The 18,428-nt window shown below is 64.3% G+C and carries 18 protein-coding genes; 8 read left to right on the top strand and 10 right to left on the bottom strand.

What is annotated here, in order from left to right:
- Nucleotides 1–56 precede the first annotated feature (56 nt).
- Nucleotides 57–488: a type II 3-dehydroquinate dehydratase gene (aroQ, locus tag UP06_RS21885; protein WP_045005653.1), complete on the bottom strand. Its 432-nt coding sequence runs from the start codon at nt 486–488 to the stop codon at nt 57–59.
- 301 nt (nt 489–789) lie between these two features.
- Here aroQ and hemA point away from each other — a divergent pair, with 301 nt between their 5' ends.
- Nucleotides 790–2,019, top strand: coding sequence for a 5-aminolevulinate synthase (gene hemA / locus UP06_RS21890; RefSeq protein ID WP_045005655.1), 1,230 nt, complete (start codon nt 790–792; stop codon nt 2,017–2,019).
- A 279-nt stretch (nt 2,020–2,298) separates the two neighbouring features.
- Nucleotides 2,299–5,808, top strand: a complete 3,510-nt coding sequence (locus UP06_RS21895; RefSeq protein ID WP_045005801.1) for a PAS domain-containing hybrid sensor histidine kinase/response regulator — start codon at nt 2,299–2,301, stop codon at nt 5,806–5,808.
- Between the two features lie 180 nt (nt 5,809–5,988).
- On the opposite strand, the gene UP06_RS21900 is transcribed toward UP06_RS21895, so the two are convergent.
- On the bottom strand, nt 5,989–6,660 hold the full coding sequence (locus UP06_RS21900) for a response regulator (RefSeq protein ID WP_045005656.1): 672 nt from the start codon (nt 6,658–6,660) through the stop codon (nt 5,989–5,991).
- Nucleotides 6,661–6,963: 303 nt separating this feature from the next.
- On the opposite strand from UP06_RS21900, the gene UP06_RS21905 reads away from it, so the two are divergent.
- Complete coding sequence (locus tag UP06_RS21905; protein WP_156163112.1) at nt 6,964–8,649, top strand: MFS transporter; 1,686 nt, start codon at nt 6,964–6,966, stop codon at nt 8,647–8,649.
- A 64-nt stretch (nt 8,650–8,713) separates the two neighbouring features.
- Here UP06_RS21905 and UP06_RS21910 read toward each other — a convergent pair whose 3' ends face one another.
- Entirely contained in the window at nt 8,714–9,187 is a 474-nt protein-coding gene (locus UP06_RS21910) for a secondary thiamine-phosphate synthase enzyme YjbQ (protein WP_045005658.1), read from the bottom strand.
- Nucleotides 9,188–9,321: 134 nt separating this feature from the next.
- Entirely contained in the window at nt 9,322–9,843 is a 522-nt protein-coding gene (locus tag UP06_RS21915) for a hypothetical protein (protein ID WP_045005803.1), read from the bottom strand.
- Between the two features lie 382 nt (nt 9,844–10,225).
- On the opposite strand from UP06_RS21915, the gene UP06_RS21920 reads away from it, so the two are divergent.
- The 5 genes from UP06_RS21920 to UP06_RS21940 all read left to right on the top strand — a co-directional run bounded on the left by UP06_RS21920 (nt 10,226) and on the right by UP06_RS21940 (nt 12,859).
- Complete coding sequence (locus tag UP06_RS21920; RefSeq protein ID WP_045005659.1) at nt 10,226–10,600, top strand: AtpZ/AtpI family protein; 375 nt, start codon at nt 10,226–10,228, stop codon at nt 10,598–10,600.
- Between the two features lie 110 nt (nt 10,601–10,710).
- Nucleotides 10,711–11,460, top strand: a complete 750-nt coding sequence (locus tag UP06_RS21925; protein WP_045005660.1) for a F0F1 ATP synthase subunit A — start codon at nt 10,711–10,713, stop codon at nt 11,458–11,460.
- 53 nt (nt 11,461–11,513) lie between these two features.
- The gene (locus tag UP06_RS21930; protein WP_007599451.1) at nt 11,514–11,744 is read left to right on the top strand and encodes a F0F1 ATP synthase subunit C; all 231 of its coding nucleotides are present in this window, start codon (nt 11,514–11,516) and stop codon (nt 11,742–11,744) included.
- A 60-nt stretch (nt 11,745–11,804) separates the two neighbouring features.
- The gene (locus tag UP06_RS21935; RefSeq protein WP_045005661.1) at nt 11,805–12,368 is read left to right on the top strand and encodes a F0F1 ATP synthase subunit B; all 564 of its coding nucleotides are present in this window, start codon (nt 11,805–11,807) and stop codon (nt 12,366–12,368) included.
- Between the two features lie 5 nt (nt 12,369–12,373).
- On the top strand, nt 12,374–12,859 hold the full coding sequence (locus UP06_RS21940; protein ID WP_045005662.1) for a F0F1 ATP synthase subunit B family protein: 486 nt from the start codon (nt 12,374–12,376) through the stop codon (nt 12,857–12,859).
- A 203-nt stretch (nt 12,860–13,062) separates the two neighbouring features.
- On the opposite strand, the gene UP06_RS21945 is transcribed toward UP06_RS21940, so the two are convergent.
- The 6 genes from UP06_RS21945 to UP06_RS21965 all read right to left on the bottom strand — a co-directional run bounded on the left by UP06_RS21945 (nt 13,063) and on the right by UP06_RS21965 (nt 18,356).
- Complete coding sequence (locus tag UP06_RS21945; protein ID WP_045005664.1) at nt 13,063–13,710, bottom strand: hypothetical protein; 648 nt, start codon at nt 13,708–13,710, stop codon at nt 13,063–13,065.
- A 133-nt stretch (nt 13,711–13,843) separates the two neighbouring features.
- Nucleotides 13,844–14,431: a GNAT family N-acetyltransferase gene (locus tag UP06_RS21950; protein ID WP_045005666.1), complete on the bottom strand. Its 588-nt coding sequence runs from the start codon at nt 14,429–14,431 to the stop codon at nt 13,844–13,846.
- A gap of 38 nt (nt 14,432–14,469) precedes the next feature.
- Nucleotides 14,470–15,759, bottom strand: coding sequence for a M16 family metallopeptidase (locus UP06_RS21955; protein ID WP_045005668.1), 1,290 nt, complete (start codon nt 15,757–15,759; stop codon nt 14,470–14,472).
- Nucleotides 15,756–17,174, bottom strand: a complete 1,419-nt coding sequence (gene thrC, locus UP06_RS21960) for a threonine synthase (protein WP_045005670.1) — start codon at nt 17,172–17,174, stop codon at nt 15,756–15,758. Before thrC ends, UP06_RS21955 begins: the two co-directional genes overlap by 4 nt.
- Nucleotides 17,175–17,213: 39 nt before the next feature.
- Nucleotides 17,214–17,516, bottom strand: coding sequence for a hypothetical protein (locus UP06_RS40935; RefSeq protein WP_156163114.1), 303 nt, complete (start codon nt 17,514–17,516; stop codon nt 17,214–17,216).
- Between the two features lie 195 nt (nt 17,517–17,711).
- On the bottom strand, nt 17,712–18,356 hold the full coding sequence (locus UP06_RS21965; RefSeq protein ID WP_045005672.1) for a response regulator transcription factor: 645 nt from the start codon (nt 18,354–18,356) through the stop codon (nt 17,712–17,714).
- Nucleotides 18,357–18,428 lie beyond the last annotated feature (72 nt).

Here is an 18,428-nt window from a genome sequence, read left to right on the forward strand (position 1 = left end):
CCGTGGATGCCCGGGCATGACGAGTTTGCGGAACGACTGGCCGCTCACACGACTCATCACTTCATCTGCGCAATCGCGTGCATGGCCGCGATGTAGCCATACGGCCCCAGCCCGCAGATCACGCCCGTCGCCACGAACGAGATCTTCGAGTGCCGGTGATATTCGTCGCGGGCGTGGATGTTGGAGATGTGGACCTCCAGCACCGGGCCCTCGAACGCCTTGATGGCGTCCATGATCGAGACCGAGGTGAAGGAGAAGCCGGCCGGATTGATGATGATGGCATCGGCATCCTGCCGCGCCGCCTGGATCAGGTCGATGAGAACGCCCTCATGGTTGGACTGGTGGCAGGCGACCTCGAGCCCGAGCTTGACGGCCGCCTCCTCGCAGCTCGCATTGACCTCTGCCAACGTCGTCATGCCATAGATGTGCGGCTCACGCACGCCGAGCAGGTTCAAATTGGGACCGTTGAGGATCATCACGCGTTTCATGGAAGGTCCTTTCAATATTTAACCGCCGAGCACGGCGGGGACTCGCGCCCGCTGCTACCGCACAGCAACATGAGCGATCCCCCGCAAGAAAGGCAAAGGCCGATCAGGCCGGTGTACGGACACCGCTCCGCAGGAGCACAAACCACTGTGAACGCGTCAATCCGGTTCAAGCCATGTCGGGGCCCGATAGGGCATTTTGCCCAAATGCCGCGCCTGCCCAAATGTGGGATAGCGCATAGACATTAGAGCTGGAAAAGCTCTAAAAAGTGCGACCCCTTGGTTCCGTTGCAGGTTTTTGCCGATGGATTACAGCCAGTTCTTCAATTCCGCCCTCGATCGTCTCCACACCGAGCGGCGCTACCGCGTGTTCGCCGACCTGGAGCGTATCGCCGGCCGGTTCCCGCATGCGCTCTGGCACTCGCCCAAGGGCAAGCGCGACGTCGTGATCTGGTGCTCGAACGATTATCTCGGCATGGGCCAGCACCCGAAAGTGGTCGGCGCCATGGTCGAGACCGCGACCCGGGTCGGCACCGGCGCCGGCGGCACCCGCAACATCGCCGGCACGCACCATCCGCTGGTGCAGCTTGAGGCCGAGCTCGCCGATCTCCACGGCAAGGAAGCCTCGCTGCTGTTCACCTCGGGCTATGTCTCGAACCAGACCGGTATCGCGACCATCGCAAAACTCATTCCGAACTGCCTGATCCTGTCGGACGAGCTCAACCACAATTCGATGATCGAAGGCATCCGCCAATCCGGCTGCGAGCGGGTCGTGTTCCGCCACAACGACCTCGCCGACCTCGAAGACCTCTTGAAGGCCGCAGGCCCTGCCCGGCCGAAGCTGATCGCCTGCGAGAGCCTCTACTCCATGGACGGCGACATCGCCCCGCTCGCCAAGATCTGCGATCTCGCCGAGAAGTATGGCGCGATGACTTATGTCGACGAAGTCCATGCGGTCGGCATGTACGGCCCGCGCGGCGGCGGCATTGCCGAGCGTGACGGCGTGATGCATCGCATCGACATTCTGGAAGGTACGTTGGCAAAAGCGTTCGGCTGCCTCGGCGGCTACATTGCCGCCAACGGCCAGATCATCGACGCCGTGCGCTCCTACGCGCCGGGCTTCATCTTCACCACCGCGCTGCCGCCGGCAATCTGCTCGGCTGCGACCGCCGCGATCAAGCATCTGAAGACCTCGAACTGGGAGCGCGAGCGCCACCAGGACCGCGCCGCCCGCGTCAAGGCGATCCTCAATGCCGCCGGCCTGCCGGTGATGTCGAGCGACACCCACATCGTGCCGCTGTTCATCGGCGATGCCGAGAAGTGCAAGCAGGCCTCCGACCTGCTGCTCGAAAATCACGGCATCTACATCCAGCCGATCAACTATCCGACCGTCGCCAAGGGCACCGAGCGCCTGCGCATCACGCCGTCGCCCTATCACGATGACGGCCTGATCGATCAGCTCGCCGAAGCCCTGCTGCAAGTCTGGGACCGCCTGGGTCTGCCGTTGCGCGAAAAGTCGCTGGCGGCGGAGTAATCGTCGTCCTGGCGAAAGCCAGGACCCATTACCCCGACTGTGAATTGTTGCAGATCGCTGGAGCCACCCGCGTGCCCATACGCCTGTCCTGTGGTTATGGGTCCTGGCCTTCGCCAGGACGACATCCGGGTTAGCAGCTTAACGACAATGCCAATTCCTGCATCCACAAGGCATTTCGCTATCGCTTGCGCCCGGCCAACGCGCTAGATTTACTTAGAAATTTGCTTGGAAAATGAGATCTGGCGCGGGGCTGCCGCGTCCAGGGAGAGCGCGCTCACCATGCTGCACGATTGGGGCGTGATTGCCGCCGCATTCGGCTATATCGGCTTCCTGTTTCTGGTGGCGAGCCACGGCGACCGCCGCTCGCCGGCCGGGCGCGGTCGCGCGTCCGGGCTGATCTATCCGCTGTCGCTGGCGATCTACTGCACCTCCTGGACCTTCTTCGGCTCGGTCGGCTTCGCCACCCGCACCTCGACCGACTTCCTCGCGATCTATGTCGGCCCGATCCTGATGATCGGGCTCGGCGCCGGCGTGCTGCGCCGCGTGATCCAGCTTGCGAAGGCCCACAACATCACCTCGATCGCCGACTTCATCGGCGCGCGTTACGGCAAGAGCCAGGCGGTGGCGGCGACCGTGGCGCTGATCGCGATCATCGGCTCGGTGCCCTATATCGCGCTCCAGCTCAAGGCGGTCGCCTCCTCGCTCGAAGTTATCCTGAGCGAGGACCAGGCGTTCTCCCACATCCCGATCCTCGGCGACATGGCGCTGATGGTGACGCTGGCGATGGCGGCCTTCGCCGTGCTGTTCGGTACGCGGCACACGGACGCCACCGAGCACCAGCACGGCCTGATGCTGGCGGTGGCGACCGAATCCATTATCAAGCTGGTCGCCTTCCTCACCGCCGGCATCTTCGTCACCTTCTGGATGTTCTCGCCGCACGAGCTGATCGAGCGCGCCATGAAGACGCCGGAGGCGGTGCGCGCCATCAACTATTCGCCGTCAATCGGCAACTTCCTGACCATGACGCTGCTGTCGCTCTGTGCGATCATGCTGCTGCCGCGCCAGTTCCACGTCAGCGTGGTCGAAAACTCCTCGGATGCCGAGGTCGGCCGCGCGCGCTGGCTGTTTCCGCTCTACCTCGTCGTCATCAATCTGTTCGTGATCCCGATCGCGCTCGCCGGCCTCGTCAGCTTCCCATTCGGCGCCGCCGATCCCGACATGTACGTGCTGGCGCTGCCGATGGAGGGCGGCGCGGATCTGCTTAGCGTCGCCGTCTTCGTCGGTGGCCTGTCGGCAGCGACCGCGATGGTGATCGTCGAATGCGTCGCACTCTCCATCATGGTCTCGAACGACCTCGTGGTGCCGCTGGTGCTGCAACGGCGGCCGGAGGGCCGCACCGGCGGCGCGGATTTCGGCGACTTCCTGCTGCGGTCGCGGCGGCTCGCGATCTTCGCCATCATGGTGATGGCCTATTTCTACTATCGCGCGCTCGGCAACACCCAGCTCGCGGCGATCGGCCTGCTCTCCTTCGCCGCCATCGCGCAGCTCGCACCGAGCTTCTTCGGCGGATTGTTGTGGCGCCGGGCCACCGCGCGCGGCGCGATCGGCAGCATGCTGGTCGGTTTCGCGGTGTGGCTCTACACGCTGTTCATTCCGAGCTTCATGGATTCCTCGACGGCCGGAATCCTGCTGCTCCAGCACGGCCCCTTCGGCATCGAGGCGTTGCGGCCGCAGGCGCTGTTCGGCGCCGATTTGCCGCCGCTGATGCATGGTGTCGTCTGGTCGCTCTCGCTCAACATCCTCACCTACGTGCTGCTGTCGCTGGCGCGTCGGCCCTCTTCCATCGAGCTCGTGCAGGCCGATCTGTTCGTTCCCAACACGCTCGCCCCGATCGCTCCGAACTTCCGCCGCTGGCGCACCACCATCACGGTGCAGGACATCCAGACCACGGTCGCGCAATATCTCGGCCCCGATCGCGCCCGGCATTCCTTCGAGGCGTTCTCGGCGCGGCGCAATATGCGGCTGGAGCTCGCCGCACCCGCCGATTTCGAGCTGTTGCAGCACGCCGAGCATCTGATCGCCTCCTCGATCGGGGCGGCGTCCTCGCGCCTCGTGATGTCGCTCCTGCTGCGCAAACGAACGGTCTCGGCCAAAGCCGCACTAAAACTGCTCGACGATTCCCATGCGGCGCTGCATTTCAACCGCGAGATCCTCCAGACCGCGCTCAACCATGTGCGCCAGGGCATTGCGGTGTTCGACGCAGATTTGCAACTGATCTGCTCCAACCGGCAGTTCGGCGATCTCCTCAACGTGCCGCCGCACTTCATCCAGTTCGGCACGCCGTTGCGCGAGATCCTGGAATTCATGGGCGTGAGCAATCCCGACGATCCGATCGAGCGCGAAGCCATGCTGGAGCGGCGGCTTGCCGCCTACACCACCGACGGCGAGCCCTATCTGGAGCGTCTGCTGGAACGCCACATGGTGATCGAGATCCTGACCAACCGCATGCCCGGCGGCGGCTTCGTCATCACCTTCACCGACGTCACGCCCACCTTCGAAGCGGCCGAAGCGCTGGAGCGCGCCAATGCGACGCTCGAAAAGCGCGTGCGTGACCGCACCGAGGAGCTGACCCGGCTGAACTCGGAGCTGGCGCAGGCGAAGAGCTCGGCTGAAGACGCCAGCATCTCCAAGACGCGCTTCCTCGCGGCCGCCAGCCACGACATTCTCCAGCCGCTCAACGCGGCGCGGCTCTATGTCACGAGCCTGGTCGAGCGCCAGCACAGCGGCGAGGAGACGCGGCTGGTCGAGAACATCGACGAATCGCTCCAGGCGATCGAAGAGATCCTCGGCGCGCTGCTCGATATCTCGCGGCTGGATGCCGGCGCGATGGCGACCTCGATCTCGAGCTTCAAGATGGCCGATTTGATGCGCTCGCTGGAGATCGAGTTCGCGCCGATCGCGCGCGCCAAGAACCTCGAGCTCGCCTTCGTGCCCAGCTCGCTGCCGGTCGAGTCGGATAGGCTGCTGCTGCGACGCTTGCTCCAGAACCTGATCTCCAACGCGATCAAATACACCCCGCGCGGACGCGTGCTGGTCGGTTGCCGCCGCCAAGGCCCCTCGCTCAAGATCTGCGTCTACGATACTGGCGTCGGCATACCGCTGGCCAAGCGCGGCGAGATCTTCAAGGAATTTCATCGCCTCGAGCAGGGCGCGCGGATCGCGCGCGGGCTGGGGCTGGGACTCTCGATCGTCGAGCGGCTGGCGCGCGTGCTCAACCACGGCATAGCCATCGACGCCAATAGGAGCCGCGGCTCGTCGTTCTCCGTGACCGTCCCGACGGCGAAGGCCGTGACGCTGACCGCGGCGGTGACCAGCGCGACCCCGTTGGCGCGCATGTCGATCTCCGGCGCGCTGATCGTCTGCATCGAGAACGATGCCGCGATCCTCGACGGCATGCGAACGCTCTTGAAGGCCTGGGATGCCGAGGTGATCGCGGTCACCGATCCCGAGGGCGCAATCGCCGCGATCGAGGCCGCCGGCAAACGCGTCACCGGCCTGCTCGTCGACTATCACCTCGACCGCGGCAACGGCATCGCCGCCATCCGCGACATCCGCCGCCGCTTCGGCGACTCTATCCCCGCGATCCTGATCACCGCCGACCGCAGCCCCGCCGTGCAGATGGCTGCGCGCGAGGAAAAGATCGCGGTGCTGAACAAGCCGGTGAAGCCGGCTTCGCTGCGCGCTTTGCTCGGGCAATGGCGGACGCAGCAGATGGTGGCGGCGGAGTGAGGCCTCGAACGAAATCTGCAATTCGGCCTTGCGTGACCCGTCATCCTGAGGCGCGAGCCATTCGGTGCGACGCACCGGATGGCGAGCCTCGAAGGATGAACGGCCGAGGAGACAGCAGGGCCGTTCATCCTTCGAGGCCTCCGCTACGCTCCGGCGCCTCAGGATGACGGAAATTATGGATCACCCCGTCGGCGTGCCCGACTTCCACTGGCCGCCGGAGATTTTGGCCGCGGCGATCACCGCCTGCGTCCGGCTCTCGACGCCGAGCTTTTGCAGGATCGCGGAGACATGCGCCTTGATGGTCGCCTCGGAGACGCCGAGCTCATAGGCGATCTGCTTGTTCAGCAATCCCTCGGACAGCATCATCAACACCCGCACCTGCTGCGGCGTCAGCGTCACTAGGCGGTCGCGCAGCCGCGTCATGTCGGGGTCGGCGGCGGCTGACAGATCGGTGTCCGCGGGAACCCAGACGTCACCGTCCATGATCTTGAGGATGGCGTCACGCAGCGTCTCGACGCCGAACCGCTTCGGGATGAAGCCGGAGGCGCCGAAATCGAGCGAGCGGCGGATCGTGGCGCTGTCGTCGGAGGCCGAGACGATCACCACCGGGATCGCCGGATATTGCGCGCGCAAATAAATCAGGCCGGAAAAGCCGGAGATGCCGGGCATCGAGAGGTCGAGCAGAATCAGGTCGACGTCGGAGGTCTGCTCCAGCAGTTTCGTCAGATCCTCGAACGACCCGGCCTCGTCGATCTTCGCCGTGCTCAGGACGCTAGCCACCGCCTGCCGCAGCGCATCGCGGAACAGCGGATGGTCATCGGCGATGACGAGATGGGTGGAGGGAGCGCTCATCGATCTCTTGCTGTCGTTCGCAACCGGGCCAGTAGTCCGGACCGGCGCAATGGTCAATTCTTCCCCGACCGGCCGTGGCATGCAAGGGCACATTATTCCTTTACGGGAAAGGGGTTAATCCGCAAGTCATGTGCAACGGCGCCGCACTACCGGTCCGCACCGTCAGTTGCGTGTCAGTGCGCAAGGCCGAAAGTCGTATTGGGACCGGTTTCACGCCGATGTTACCTTGGGGGTAGGACCCAGGTTGATCCGGCATGGCCGGACAGCCGGGACGCGAGGAAACGAAATTCGGGGAGTCTAACTATGACAATGGCAGCGGCCGCCGGCGGCGTCGGGGCGCGGACAATGACCGGCGAAGAGAAGAAGGTCATCTTCGCATCTTCACTCGGTACCGTGTTCGAATGGTACGATTTCTATCTGTACGGCTGGACCGCAGCGCAGATCGGCAAGGCGTTCTACTCGGCATTCGACGCCAACACGCAATTCATCTTCGCACTCCTGACCTTTTCGGCGGGCTTCCTGGTTCGCCCTCTCGGCGCGCTGGTGTTCGGCCGCGTCGGTGACCTGGTCGGCCGCAAATATACCTTCCTCGTCACGATCACCATCATGGGCATGTCGACCTTCCTGGTCGGCCTGACGCCCGGCTACCAGACGCTCGGCTGGCTGGCTCCGACGATCCTGATCGGTTTGCGTCTGCTGCAGGGCCTCGCGCTCGGTGGAGAGTATGGCGGCGCCGCGACATACGTGGCCGAGCATGCGCCACAGGGCCGTCGTGGATTTTACACGGCCTGGATTCAGACCACCGCCACGATCGGTCTGTTCATGTCGTTGCTCGTCGTCTACATCGTCCGTAACAGCATGAGTGCCGATGCATTCAGCGACTCGGGGCTTTCGGGTGGCTGGCGCATCCCCTATCTGCTCTCGATCCTGCTGCTCGGCATCTCGATCTGGATCCGCATGCAGCTGTCCGAATCGCCGCTGTTCCAGAAGATGAAGGACGAAGGCAAGGGCTCCAAGGCGCCACTGTCGGAAGCCTTCGGCAATTGGCAGAATGGAAAGGTCGCGCTGATCGCCCTGTTCGGCCTCACCGCGGGCCAAGCGGTGATCTGGTACGGTGGGCAGTTCTACGCCCGCGTCTTCCTCGTCAATACGCTCAAGGTCCCGGCGAACTCGGCTGACATCGCGCTCATTATCGCGCTGGCGATTGCGACCGCGGGCTTCCTGTTCTTCGGCTGGCTTTCGGACAAGATCGGCCGCAAGCCGATCATCCTGGCGGGCTGTTTGCTCGGCGCATTGACCTATCATTTCGCCTTCAGCCTGCTGACGTCCGCCGCCAACCCGGCGCTCGAGAAGGCGCTGGCCAATGCACCGGTGTCCGTCGTCGCCGATCCGAAGGACTGCAACGTGCTGTTCGACCCGGTCGGCGGCCGGGTATTCACCAGTTCCTGCGACGTCGCCCGCAACGCGCTGATCGCGTCGTCGGTGAACTTCAAGCTGGAGCCGGGCGCGCCCGGCAGCCTTGCCAAGGTCGTGGTCGGCAACAAGTCGTTCGACTCGGTGAACGGCGCTGGCGCTGATCCCAAGGCGTTCGCCACCGCCCGCACGGCGTTCACGACCGCGGTGACCGCTGCGGTCGGCGAAGCAGGCTACCCGATCAAGGGCGCCGATCCGGCCGCGATCAACATGCCGATGCTGATCGTCGTCCTGACCTACCTCGCGATCCTCGTGACCATGGTGTACGGCCCGATCGCTGCGGCTCTCGTCGAGCTGTTCCCGACGCGGATCCGCTACACCTCCATGTCGCTGCCCTATCATATCGGCAACGGCTGGTTCGGAGGTTTGCTGCCGCCGATTGCGGTCGCGCTGGTCGCAGCAACAGGCAATATCTACGCAGGTCTCTGGTATCCGATTGCGATCGCGTCGATGACCTTCATCGTCGGCCTGATCTTCGTCCCCGAGACCAAGGACGTCGACATCACCAAGACCTGATCGCGTCGCAACGCGTCTCGTCAACCGGCCGCGGAGCGATCCGCGGCCGGTTTTCTTTTGGGGCTTATTGATTGTTGCCGATGAACTGCAGCACGATTTCGCGCCGATGCGGACGCGCGCGGTGCTCGATGAGGTAGATCGCCTGCCAGGTGCCGAGCGCGAGTACGCCGTCGAGCACCGGCACGTGCAGCGAGGTCTGCGTCAGCATCGTCTTGACGTGCGCGGGCATGTCGTCCGGCCCTTCGGTGTCGTGAGTCCAGGGCGCATTCTCGGGCGCTAGGCGCGATAGGGCCGTCGTGAGATCAACGAGCACGGAAGGATCGGCATTCTCCTGGATCGTCAGCGAGGCCGAGGTGTGGCGGATGAACAGCGTCAGCGCGCCGTCACGTGCGTGAACATCCCTGATGAATTTGGCGACTTCCGCGGTGAGATCGGTGAAGCCGCGGCCCGGAGTCTGCACGGTGAGCAGTGAGGATGAGATGATGGTGGCTTGCACCGTCGATGGTGCTGAACGTGTCAGTGATCTGGCTGATGTCATCAAATCTCTCTCAATTCCAGAAGCCGCCGTAGGGTGGGCAAAGCGAAGCGTGCCCACCGAATTCACGCAAAGAGGTCGAGTTGGTGGGCACGGCGCTTGGCGCCTTTGCCCACCCTACGGCGTCCCGCCGCGCGCTAAATCTTCCCCGAAACGTCCTTCTGCACGCGGTTGGCCATGTCGATCAGCCGCCGCCACGCCTTTTCTAGGAACGACATCGCACGGTCGAGGTCCTGGTCGCTGGGCAGCGGGATCTCGATCCTGCGGTCGCCCTCGGCGACCTTCGGCTCCGCCTTCTTCAGCGAATCTGATTTCGGCAGCGCCTCGTCGACTTTGCCCGACACGGTCGGCCCGGCCGCAAGCTGTCCCTTCAGCTTCTCGACCTCGGCCTGGAGCCGGCCGATCTCGGCATCGAGCGCGGAACGTTCGTCGGGCACGGCGTAGCAAGCCCAGCCGGCGCCGCTCCTGGTGCAGGTCGAGACCGTGCCGGTGCGGGTGTCGAGCCGCAGCACGCCCTCCTGAATCGGCGTCATGGTGTAGCGGCCGTTTTCGCTGTCGGGCGCTGATTGCGCGGCCACCAGGCCGCCGCTGGTGGCCATCACCGCGGCAATCACCGCCGTCGCAAGCCATGATGTTGTGGATGATGTCGCTGGTCTCATCGCGCTCTCCGCCACGATGCGCAGGTGGCACATCACCAAATTCTACACCTCGGCGGGCGATGACGCATCGCTTGGCCTGCCGAATCCGCCACCAAAAACGCATCTGCGAAATCAACGATCGCAGCACGCCCTTTGATCCCGGCAGCGCGGCGAAATGTCGGCCATATCGGCGGATCGCGCGGAGAGCGCTGCGGTGCGGCGTCACGCTGTGTGCAGCGCTGGCGTGCAAGGCAATATCACCAATCAAATCAACTACATAATCGAACACGACGCGATCGTGACTTGGCTTGACTTGATTATGAGCGGTCAGTATGGTCCGCGCGGCTTTTGAGGGTGGCGGGCGTAATTTCCATTCAACCGCAGCGTTTCGGGTCTTCGTGGCATGGCTCAAGACACGGGACGCGGCGAGAATGGAGATCGCGATAGATCGCCCGAGGAAGCTGCGCTTTCCGAACGGCTCGGAAATCTTGATCAGCGGTTGTCCGAATTTCGCGGCCGCCACATCAAGACCGAGCAACCCGCAGGTGACGGTGAAGACAAAGCGGCCAGAGCCTCGGCGATGGCGCTTGGTTTCCGGTTATCCTCCGAGTTGGTCGCCGGGGTCGTTGTCGGGGCGGGGATTGGCTGGGGTTTCGACCGCTTGCTGTCGACGTCGCCTTTCGGATTTATCGTGTTCCTGCTGCTGGGCTTCGTGGCCGGCGTGGTGAATGTGGTGAGAACGGCGGGCGCGGGTCAAAACAGGCGCGGTGGTTCTTAAGCGATCCGCACAGGAGAGGAATGATCGCATCGGCTTCGCCGGTGCGGGCCGGCCCGGCCGGCAGACCGAGACCAGCCGGCTAGCCCGGCAGACCAAGAGATGCCGCGCCGATGAAAATCGATCCGATCCACCAGTTCAACATCGAGCCTCTCTTCACGATCGGCCATATCGGCAATCAAACGATCGCCTTCACCAATTCATCGCTCTACATGCTGGTGGCGGTGGCGATCATCTCGATCCTGATGCTCGCCAGCGGCACGCAGCTGGTTCCCGGGCGCTTCCAGTCGGTCGCCGAGATTTCCTACGAGTTCGTCGCCTCGACCATCCGTTCGACCGCCGGCGCGGAAGGCATGAAGTTCTTCCCGCTCATCTTCTCGCTGTTCATGTTCATCTGCGTCTCGAATCTCGTCGGCATCATCCCCTATACCTTCACGATCTCGAGCCACCTGATCGTGACTGCAGCCCTGGCGCTGCTGGTCTTCTTCACCGTCCTGATCTACGGCGTTGCCAAGAACGGCCTGAAATTCTTCTCGATCTTCGTGCCACACGGTGTCCCCGGCTACATCCTGCCGCTGGTGATGTTCATCGAGATCCTGTCGTTCTTCCTGCGGCCGGTCTCCCACAGCGTCCGTCTGTTCGCCAACATGCTGGCCGGCCACATCGCGCTGAAGGTGTTCGCGGGCTTCGTTGCCATGCTGGGCTTCTCGCTCGGCGCGCTGGGCTGGTTCGGCGGCGTGCTGCCGCTGGCGCTCACGGTCGCGCTGTACGCTCTCGAGATTCTGGTCGCGTTCCTGCAGGCCTACGTGTTCGCGATCCTGACCTGCATCTACCTCAACGACGCAATTCATCCGGGACACTGAGCGGTCCGGGGAATTTCCACCCAAAACCCAATCTTTCTTCCAAGGAGTCTAAAATGGATCCGGCAGCAGCAAAACTTATCGGCGCGGGCATCGCGTGCATCGGCATGGGCGGTGCGGGCGTCGGCGTGGGCGTGATCTTCGGCAACTACCTCGCCGCGGCCGTTCGTAACCCGTCGGCCGCTCAGGGCCAGTTCGGCAACCTGATCTTCGGCTTCGCCGTGACCGAAGCGCTCGGCATTTTCTCGCTGCTGATCGCGCTGCTGCTGCTGTTCGTTCCGCTCTGAGAACGAATTTTCGCGCCGCTTCGACCGAAGCGGCGCGCATGACAGCAACAGGAGTACTCCATGGCTGAGAGTCATGGCGGGGCGAAAAGTCCGGCGGCGGGCGCCCACACCGAGGCCGAAGGCGGTCACGGTGGCGGTTTTCCGCCGTTCGAGAGCAGCACCTATGCTTCACAGCTGGTGTGGCTCGCGATCTTCTTCGTCGCGCTCTATGTGATCGTGTCCAAGCTCGCCCTGCCACGCGTCGGCGGTGCGATCGAGGCGCGTCAGAACAAGATCGAGGGTGACCTCGCCGAAGCGCAGAAGCTGAGGGACCAGTCCGACGCAGCGCTGAAGGCCTATGAAGGTGAGCTCGCTTCGGCGCGCTCGCGGGCGCAGGCCATCGGCAACGAGTCCCGCGACAAGGCGAATGCGCAGACGGAAGCCGAGCGCAAGATTCTGGAAGAGCAGCTGGCGGCCAAGCTCGCCGAGGCGGAGAAGACCATCGCCTCGACCCGCACGACTGCCATGAGCAACGTCCGCGGCATCGCAGCCGATGCGGCAGGCTCGATCGTGCAACAGCTTACGGGCGTCGTTCCGGATGCAGCGTCGGTCAATGCCGCCGTTGATGCGTCCTTGAAGGGTTAATCGATATGTTCTTCGATCCTGAAACCTGGGTCGCTATCGCTTTCGTGATCCTGATGGTCTTGTTCGGCTATCTCGGGGTCTTCAAGAAGGCGATGACTGCGCTCGACCATCGCGCCGACCGCATCAAGGCCGAGCTCGACGACGCGACGCGCCTCAAGCAGGAAGCCGCCAAGGTGCTCGCCGACTACAAGGCCCGCACCGCTTCGGCCGAGCGCGAGGCCGCCGACATCATCGCCAACGCCAGGAGCGAAGCCGAGCGCATCGCGACTGAGGCCAAGGCGAAGATGGAAGACTTCGTCGCCCGCCGCACCAAGACCGCGGAGGGCAAGATCGCGCTCGCCGAGGCCCAGGCGCTTGCCGACGTTCGCGCCGCAGCCGCGGAAGCCGCCGTCCAGGCCGCCTCCACGATCCTGTCGCAGTCGGTCAAAGGCCAGGTCGCCGACGATCTGCTCGCCAAGGGCATCACCGAGGTTCGGCAGAAACTGAACTGAGGGCGAACGCCTCACCAATCAAAAAGCCGGCGCGATGAGTGCCGGCTTTTTTGTTGACCTGGTACGACAACCGCAAACTCGACGTCATCACCCGCGAAAGCGGGTGATCCAGTATTCCAGAGACAGTCGTGACGAAAAGAGAGGCCGCGGCGTACTGGATGCCCCGCTTTCGCGGGGCATGACGGCAGAGAGTGTGGCTTGCCTTACTTCTTCTTCCCCCGCGCCTTCGGCTCGGGCGCCAGCGCCTGCGGGTCGAAGCCGACATAGAAGACGTAGGAATCGGCGGTCGCGGCCGACGGCACCGGATAGGACAAATCCTCGGCGACGAAGGTAAAGGGCACGCTGCCGCCCTCCGACATCTCGACCGTGGTCCGGTAGGCCTTCGAGGCGATCACCTTCTCGCCGACGCCGCCCTGCACCACGGCGACGCGCAAGGGGACCTCGACCGTGGCAGGCGCGCCGGCGGGGCCTGCGATGACGCGGCCCTGGATACCGACGCGCACCGTGATATCGGCTCCATTGCGCGTGCATTCGCGCGCCATCTTGGTGATGGTGGCCTGGAATCGCACATCATTGCCGACGGCCGGCTTGCCCGTCGCCCCGACCCCGTAGGTGGACGCTCCAGCGCGTACCGTGACCTGAGGACAATCGACGTCGTCATCGGCCGCCGGCTGGCCCGGCGCGGGCGCCGGCTTGGTCGGCTCGTCCGACTTGCCGCCGAACAGGCCCTTGAAGCGGTCGGTCAGCGACTGTGCCGCGACCGGCGAGACGGCTGCCAGTGAGACCGACAGCGCCAGCGCGATCACCGGACCTCGCCGCAGCGCATTCCGCAATGACCGAAGCTCTTTCATGAACGCCTGTACTCCATGACACCATCCCGGCACGTCACCGGCTCGATGCGCGTTATATCGCCAAAATCGGCGATCCCAAGGCAGTAAAACCGAGGCAGGAAAAGACTGACTTTGACCGCAGGGAAGGCCCGGCTCAGCCGCGGAAATCCTCATGCAGCAGGCCGAACAGCAAATGGTCCTGCCAGATCCCGTTGATGCAGAGATAGCGGCGCGCCAGGCCCTCGCGGGAAAAGCCGCACTTTTCCAGCACCCGGATCGAGGGCGCATTGGTGGGAATGCAGGCGGCCTCGACCCGGTGCAGATTGAGCTCGCCGAACAGCGTCGGGAGCAGCACCCGCAGCGCCGCCGTCATGTAGCCGCGATGGCCGTGGGACTGCCCGACCCAGTAACCGATGGTCCCCGCTTGCACGATGCCGCGACGGACATTGGCAAGCGTGATGCCGCCGACCATGGCGCCGTCGAGCTCGCGGAAGATCAGAAAGGGGTAGGAGCGGTCCGCGGCGATATCCTCGGAATAGCGGCGCAGGCGACGGCGGAAGCCGGACCGGGTGAGATCGTCCGACGGCCAGATCGGCTCCCAGGGCGTGAGATAGTCGCGGCTGGTCTCGCGCAGATGCGCCCATTGCAGAAAGTCGGACATCTGCGGCGCGCGCAGCAAGAGCCCGTTGCCGCGCGGGGCGAGGGCGGCAGGTCCACTGGATGGCAGGCGAAAGAGGGCCATGGTGATGCTTCCCGGGGCGGGGCTCCCGTGCGCGGCTCCTAATGCAGCCGCGCCTTGGCACGCGCCTTGGTCAATCCTTCCGCAAAAGACACCGCCGTGTCCAGACCCCTGCCACTGCCCAATGCAACCACCGCAGGGCGGCTACGCGAAAGCAGTGCACGCGCTGCATCGCGGGTCGATTCGACGCTGACGGCGTCGATCCGGGCCACCAGCTCCTGCACCGTCTGTGGCCGCCCATAGGCCAGGACATGCCGGGCAAGCTGCTCGGCGCGCGACGAGCAGCTCTCCAGCGCCATCAAGAGGCCCGCCTTCATCTGCGCCTTGGCGCGGGCGATCTCGGCCTCGGTCAGCGTCTCGACCGAATCATTCATGACGTCGATGACGACCTCCATCATCTCCGGCGCGTCGGCGGGATCGGTGCCGGTATAGAGGCCGAAGAAGCCGGTGTCGGTGTAGGGCGCATGGAACGAGTAGATCGAGTAGCAGAGGCCGCGCTTCTCGCGCACCTCCTGGAACAGCCGCGACGACATCCCGCCGCCGAGGATGTTGGTGAAGACTTGCAGCGAGAATAGCGACAGATCGTTCTGCGGCACGCCTTCCAGCGCCAACGTCAGATGCGCCTGCTCGAGCTCGCGATGCACCACCTTGGTGCCACCCTTGCCGAACATGGCAGCCTGGGGCTTCGGCCCCGGCGTCCCCTCGAAACTTGCAAAGCGCTTTTCGACCTCGGCGACGACTTGCTTGTGATCGACGGCGCCGGCAGCCGCCACCACCATGTCGGGCCCGCGATAATGCGTCGAGAGATAGCCGCGCAGCATGTCGCGGTTGAAGCCTTTCAGCGTCTTGGCGGTGCCGAGCAGCGAGCGGCCCATCGGCTGGTCGGGATAGCAGAGCTCGTTGAGATGCTCGAACACGACGTCGTCGGGTGTGTCCTGCGCAGCACCGATCTCCTGCACGATGACGTTCTTCTCGCGCTCGAGCTCTTCAGGCTCGAAGGCGGGATTGGCCAGGATGTCGGCGAGCACGTCGAGCGCCAGCGGCACGTCCGCCTTCATCACTCGCGCGTAATAGGACGTCGTCTCGGTCGAGGTGCCGGCATTGAGGTCGCCGCCAACGGCCTCGATCTCCTCGACGATCTCCCGCGAGGAGCGCCCTGTCGTGCCCTTGAAGGCCATGTGTTCCAGGAGATGCGAGATGCCGTGCTCGTTCGGCTTCTCGTCGCGACCGCCAACGCCGGCCCAGACGCCGAGCGCGGCGGTCTCGAGGTGGGGCATGTTGTCGGTGACGACGGTCAGGCCGGAGGTAAGCTTGGAGATCTCGACGCTCATCCGGCAACTCCCTGTTTCGCGGCGCGGCTGACCGACAGCACGAACCGCTCGACCTCGGCCTGATCGTTCTTCACCACCTTCATGTGTTCGGATTTGGTCATGAGACCGTCGAGCCATGCCGGCAGTAGCGGCCGCTGGCCGCAGGCGGCCTCCACGGCGTCCGGGAATTTGGCCGGATGGGCGGTGGAGAGCACAATGCTGGGCACGGTCGTATCGGTGGTGTCACGGTCGGCGACCGCGAGCGCGACGGCCGTGTGGGGATCGACGAGCTCGCCCGACTCGCGCCAGGCGGCGCGGATCGCGGCCGCGGTCTCGGTCTCGTCGGCGCGGCCGGCATCGAACTCTCCGCGGATCGCAGCCAGCGTCGCGTCGGGCAGCACGAAGCGCCCGGACTGCTTCAGAGAATCCATCAGCCGGCGCACGCCGGCCGCATCGCGCTTGCCTGCTTCGAACAGCAGCCGCTCGAAATTCGAGGAGATCTGGATGTCCATCGACGGCGACGCGGTTGCGTGCACCTCGCGCACCTCGTAGATCCCGGTCTTGAGCGTGCGCGCGAGGATATCGTTGACGTTGGCGGCGATGCGAAGTGTCCGTATGGGGAGACCCATGCGCTTGGCGACATAGCCCGCAAAGATGTCGCCGAAATTGCCGGTCGGCACGATGAAATCCACCGCGCGCGCGGGCGCGCCGACGGCGACCGCCGACGTGAAGTAGTAGACCACCTGCGCGACGATGCGCGCCCAGTTGATGGAATTAACACCGGACAGCGACGTCGCATCGCGGAAGCGATGATTGTTGAACATCCCCTTCACGAGCGCCTGGCAGTCGTCGAAATTGCCTTCGATGGCGAGCGCGTGGACATTGGCTGCGCCCGTCGTCGTCATCATGCGCTGCTGCACCTCGGAGATGCGGCCGTGTGGGAACAGCACGATGAGGTCGACATTCTCCAGCCCCGCGAACGCATCAACAGCGGCGCCGCCGGTGTCGCCGGAGGTCGCGACCACGATGGTGGTGCGCTGGCCGCGCTTGGCAAGCACATGATCCATCAGCCGCGAGATCAGCTGCATCGCGACGTCCTTGAAGGCGAGCGTCGGCCCGTGAAACAGCTCCAGCACGAATTGATGCGGCGACATCTGGCGCAGCGGCACCACTGCCGGATGGCGGAAGGTCGCATAAGCCTCGTTCGCCATGCGGCCGAGCTCGGCGTCGGAAATCTCGCCCCCGACAAAGGGACGGATCACGTCGACCGCGACCTCCCAATAGGGGCGGCCGAAGAAGCCCGCGATCGTCTCAGCCGAAAGCTGCGGCCAGGTGGCCGGCACATAGAGGCCGCCGTCGCGGGCAAGCCCGGTCAGCATCACGTCGCAGAAGCCAAGCTCGGGGGCTTCGCCCCGGGTCGAAATGTAACGAGTCAAACTGCCCTCCAAAGGCCGGCCCAGCCTGAATCCGGGGCCTTAAGCCTTTGATTTCACGATGTTCCTAGTTTCCAGCCAGAAGCTTCCCGGCACCATAGAGTGTTTTGCTGCATCGGGAAACCGCTTCCCCGCCAACGAAAAAGGGCTGCGGCGATGCCGCAGCCCCCTCTTGGAAGGTCTGTCGTTGATGTGTGCAGACCCGGTTTTCGTCGTCGGGGTCGCCGCCCCCAGAAATGGTTCGTTCGAGCTATCGTCGCCTGTCATGGGATCGTCAAGGACAAAAACGGCGCGCGCCGCCGAATGTTCCTGTTTTTCCCGATACACGTCGGCTGTGCTGCCCATCCGACAGCCCCGCGCCCGACCACCTTGCCGCTTTTTCCCGATTGATCGCACAGAGCGAGGAACGAACATCGCGTCGGCCCATTATGTCGGCGGATGGTGTCAGCCGTCGTCCACGCATTGCCCGGGCGCCCGGCCATGCCGATCCGTCGGCCGAACCGGCTGCATCCTGGAGCAGCCGGTTCGGCCCCTGACGGGTCAGTTCATCCCGATTTCCACCGCGATCCGGATCAGGTCGGAATGGTTCTTGGCGCCCAGCTTCTGCTTGAGCAGGGACGTGGTGTTGGCGACCGTCTTGTAGGAGATGCCGAGCGCCTCGGCGACCTCGACGATCTTGTTGCCACGCCCGAGCAGGCGGAGAATCTCGAGCTCCCGCGGCGTCATCTGCGAGGCCGGATTGGCCTTGATTGCGGCGCCCGAGAACGTCACGGCCTCCGCGAGCTGCGGCGAGATGAAATTGTCGCCTGCAACCACCTTGCGCACTGCCTTGAGCAGGATCCGGGGATCGTCGCCCTTGGAGACATAGCCCTGCGCACCCAGCTCGACCGCGCGCACCACGAAGGCCGGATCGTCATTCATGCTGAACATGATGATCTTGGCGTCCGGGTCGTCCTTGCGGATCCGACGCATCAGCTCGAAACCGGAGACATCGGGCAGGCTGATGTCGATGACGGTGACGTCTGGACGCTTGCTGATATAGGCCCGGTGCCCGGATTTGGCGTCGCTTGCCTCGTCGATGCGGATCGAATGATCGGACGCAAACAGGGTACGACAACCTGAAAGCACCACGGGATGGTCGTCGACGATCAGGACCCTGGTCGCCGGCTTGGCAGTATCTTGCATCGCGCGCTCACTTGTTCTCTGGACTCATAGACCGGCGGGAACAAATGGAAAGAGAGAATCCCGCAGATGCGC

It is taken from the genome of Bradyrhizobium sp. LTSP857 (genome assembly GCF_000938285.1).
Taxonomy (GTDB): domain Bacteria; phylum Pseudomonadota; class Alphaproteobacteria; order Rhizobiales; family Xanthobacteraceae; genus Bradyrhizobium.

Bases quoted from the DNA above. Each gene is read 5' to 3' on its own strand.
- UP06_RS21895 (WP_045005801.1), top strand. From the start codon at position 2,299: ATGCTGCACGATTGGGGCGTGATTGCCGCCGCATTCGGCTATATCGGC.
- UP06_RS21910 (WP_045005658.1), bottom strand. From the start codon at position 9,187: ATGACATCAGCCAGATCACTGACACGTTCAGCACCATCGACGGTGCAA.
- UP06_RS21925 (WP_045005660.1), top strand. From the start codon at position 10,711: ATGAAAATCGATCCGATCCACCAGTTCAACATCGAGCCTCTCTTCACG.
- UP06_RS21920 (WP_045005659.1), top strand. From the start codon at position 10,226: ATGGCTCAAGACACGGGACGCGGCGAGAATGGAGATCGCGATAGATCG.
- UP06_RS21945 (WP_045005664.1), bottom strand. From the start codon at position 13,710: ATGAAAGAGCTTCGGTCATTGCGGAATGCGCTGCGGCGAGGTCCGGTG.
- UP06_RS21940 (WP_045005662.1), top strand. From the start codon at position 12,374: ATGTTCTTCGATCCTGAAACCTGGGTCGCTATCGCTTTCGTGATCCTG.
- UP06_RS21905 (WP_156163112.1), top strand. From the start codon at position 6,964: ATGACAATGGCAGCGGCCGCCGGCGGCGTCGGGGCGCGGACAATGACC.
- UP06_RS21955 (WP_045005668.1), bottom strand. From the start codon at position 15,759: ATGAGCGTCGAGATCTCCAAGCTTACCTCCGGCCTGACCGTCGTCACC.
- hemA (WP_045005655.1), top strand. From the start codon at position 790: ATGGATTACAGCCAGTTCTTCAATTCCGCCCTCGATCGTCTCCACACC.
- aroQ (WP_045005653.1), bottom strand. From the start codon at position 488: ATGAAACGCGTGATGATCCTCAACGGTCCCAATTTGAACCTGCTCGGC.
- UP06_RS21930 (WP_007599451.1), top strand. From the start codon at position 11,514: ATGGATCCGGCAGCAGCAAAACTTATCGGCGCGGGCATCGCGTGCATC.
- UP06_RS21900 (WP_045005656.1), bottom strand. From the start codon at position 6,660: ATGAGCGCTCCCTCCACCCATCTCGTCATCGCCGATGACCATCCGCTG.
- UP06_RS21950 (WP_045005666.1), bottom strand. From the start codon at position 14,431: ATGGCCCTCTTTCGCCTGCCATCCAGTGGACCTGCCGCCCTCGCCCCG.
- UP06_RS40935 (WP_156163114.1), bottom strand. From the start codon at position 17,516: ATGGGCAGCACAGCCGACGTGTATCGGGAAAAACAGGAACATTCGGCG.
- UP06_RS21915 (WP_045005803.1), bottom strand. From the start codon at position 9,843: ATGAGACCAGCGACATCATCCACAACATCATGGCTTGCGACGGCGGTG.
- UP06_RS21935 (WP_045005661.1), top strand. From the start codon at position 11,805: ATGGCTGAGAGTCATGGCGGGGCGAAAAGTCCGGCGGCGGGCGCCCAC.
- UP06_RS21965 (WP_045005672.1), bottom strand. From the start codon at position 18,356: ATGCAAGATACTGCCAAGCCGGCGACCAGGGTCCTGATCGTCGACGAC.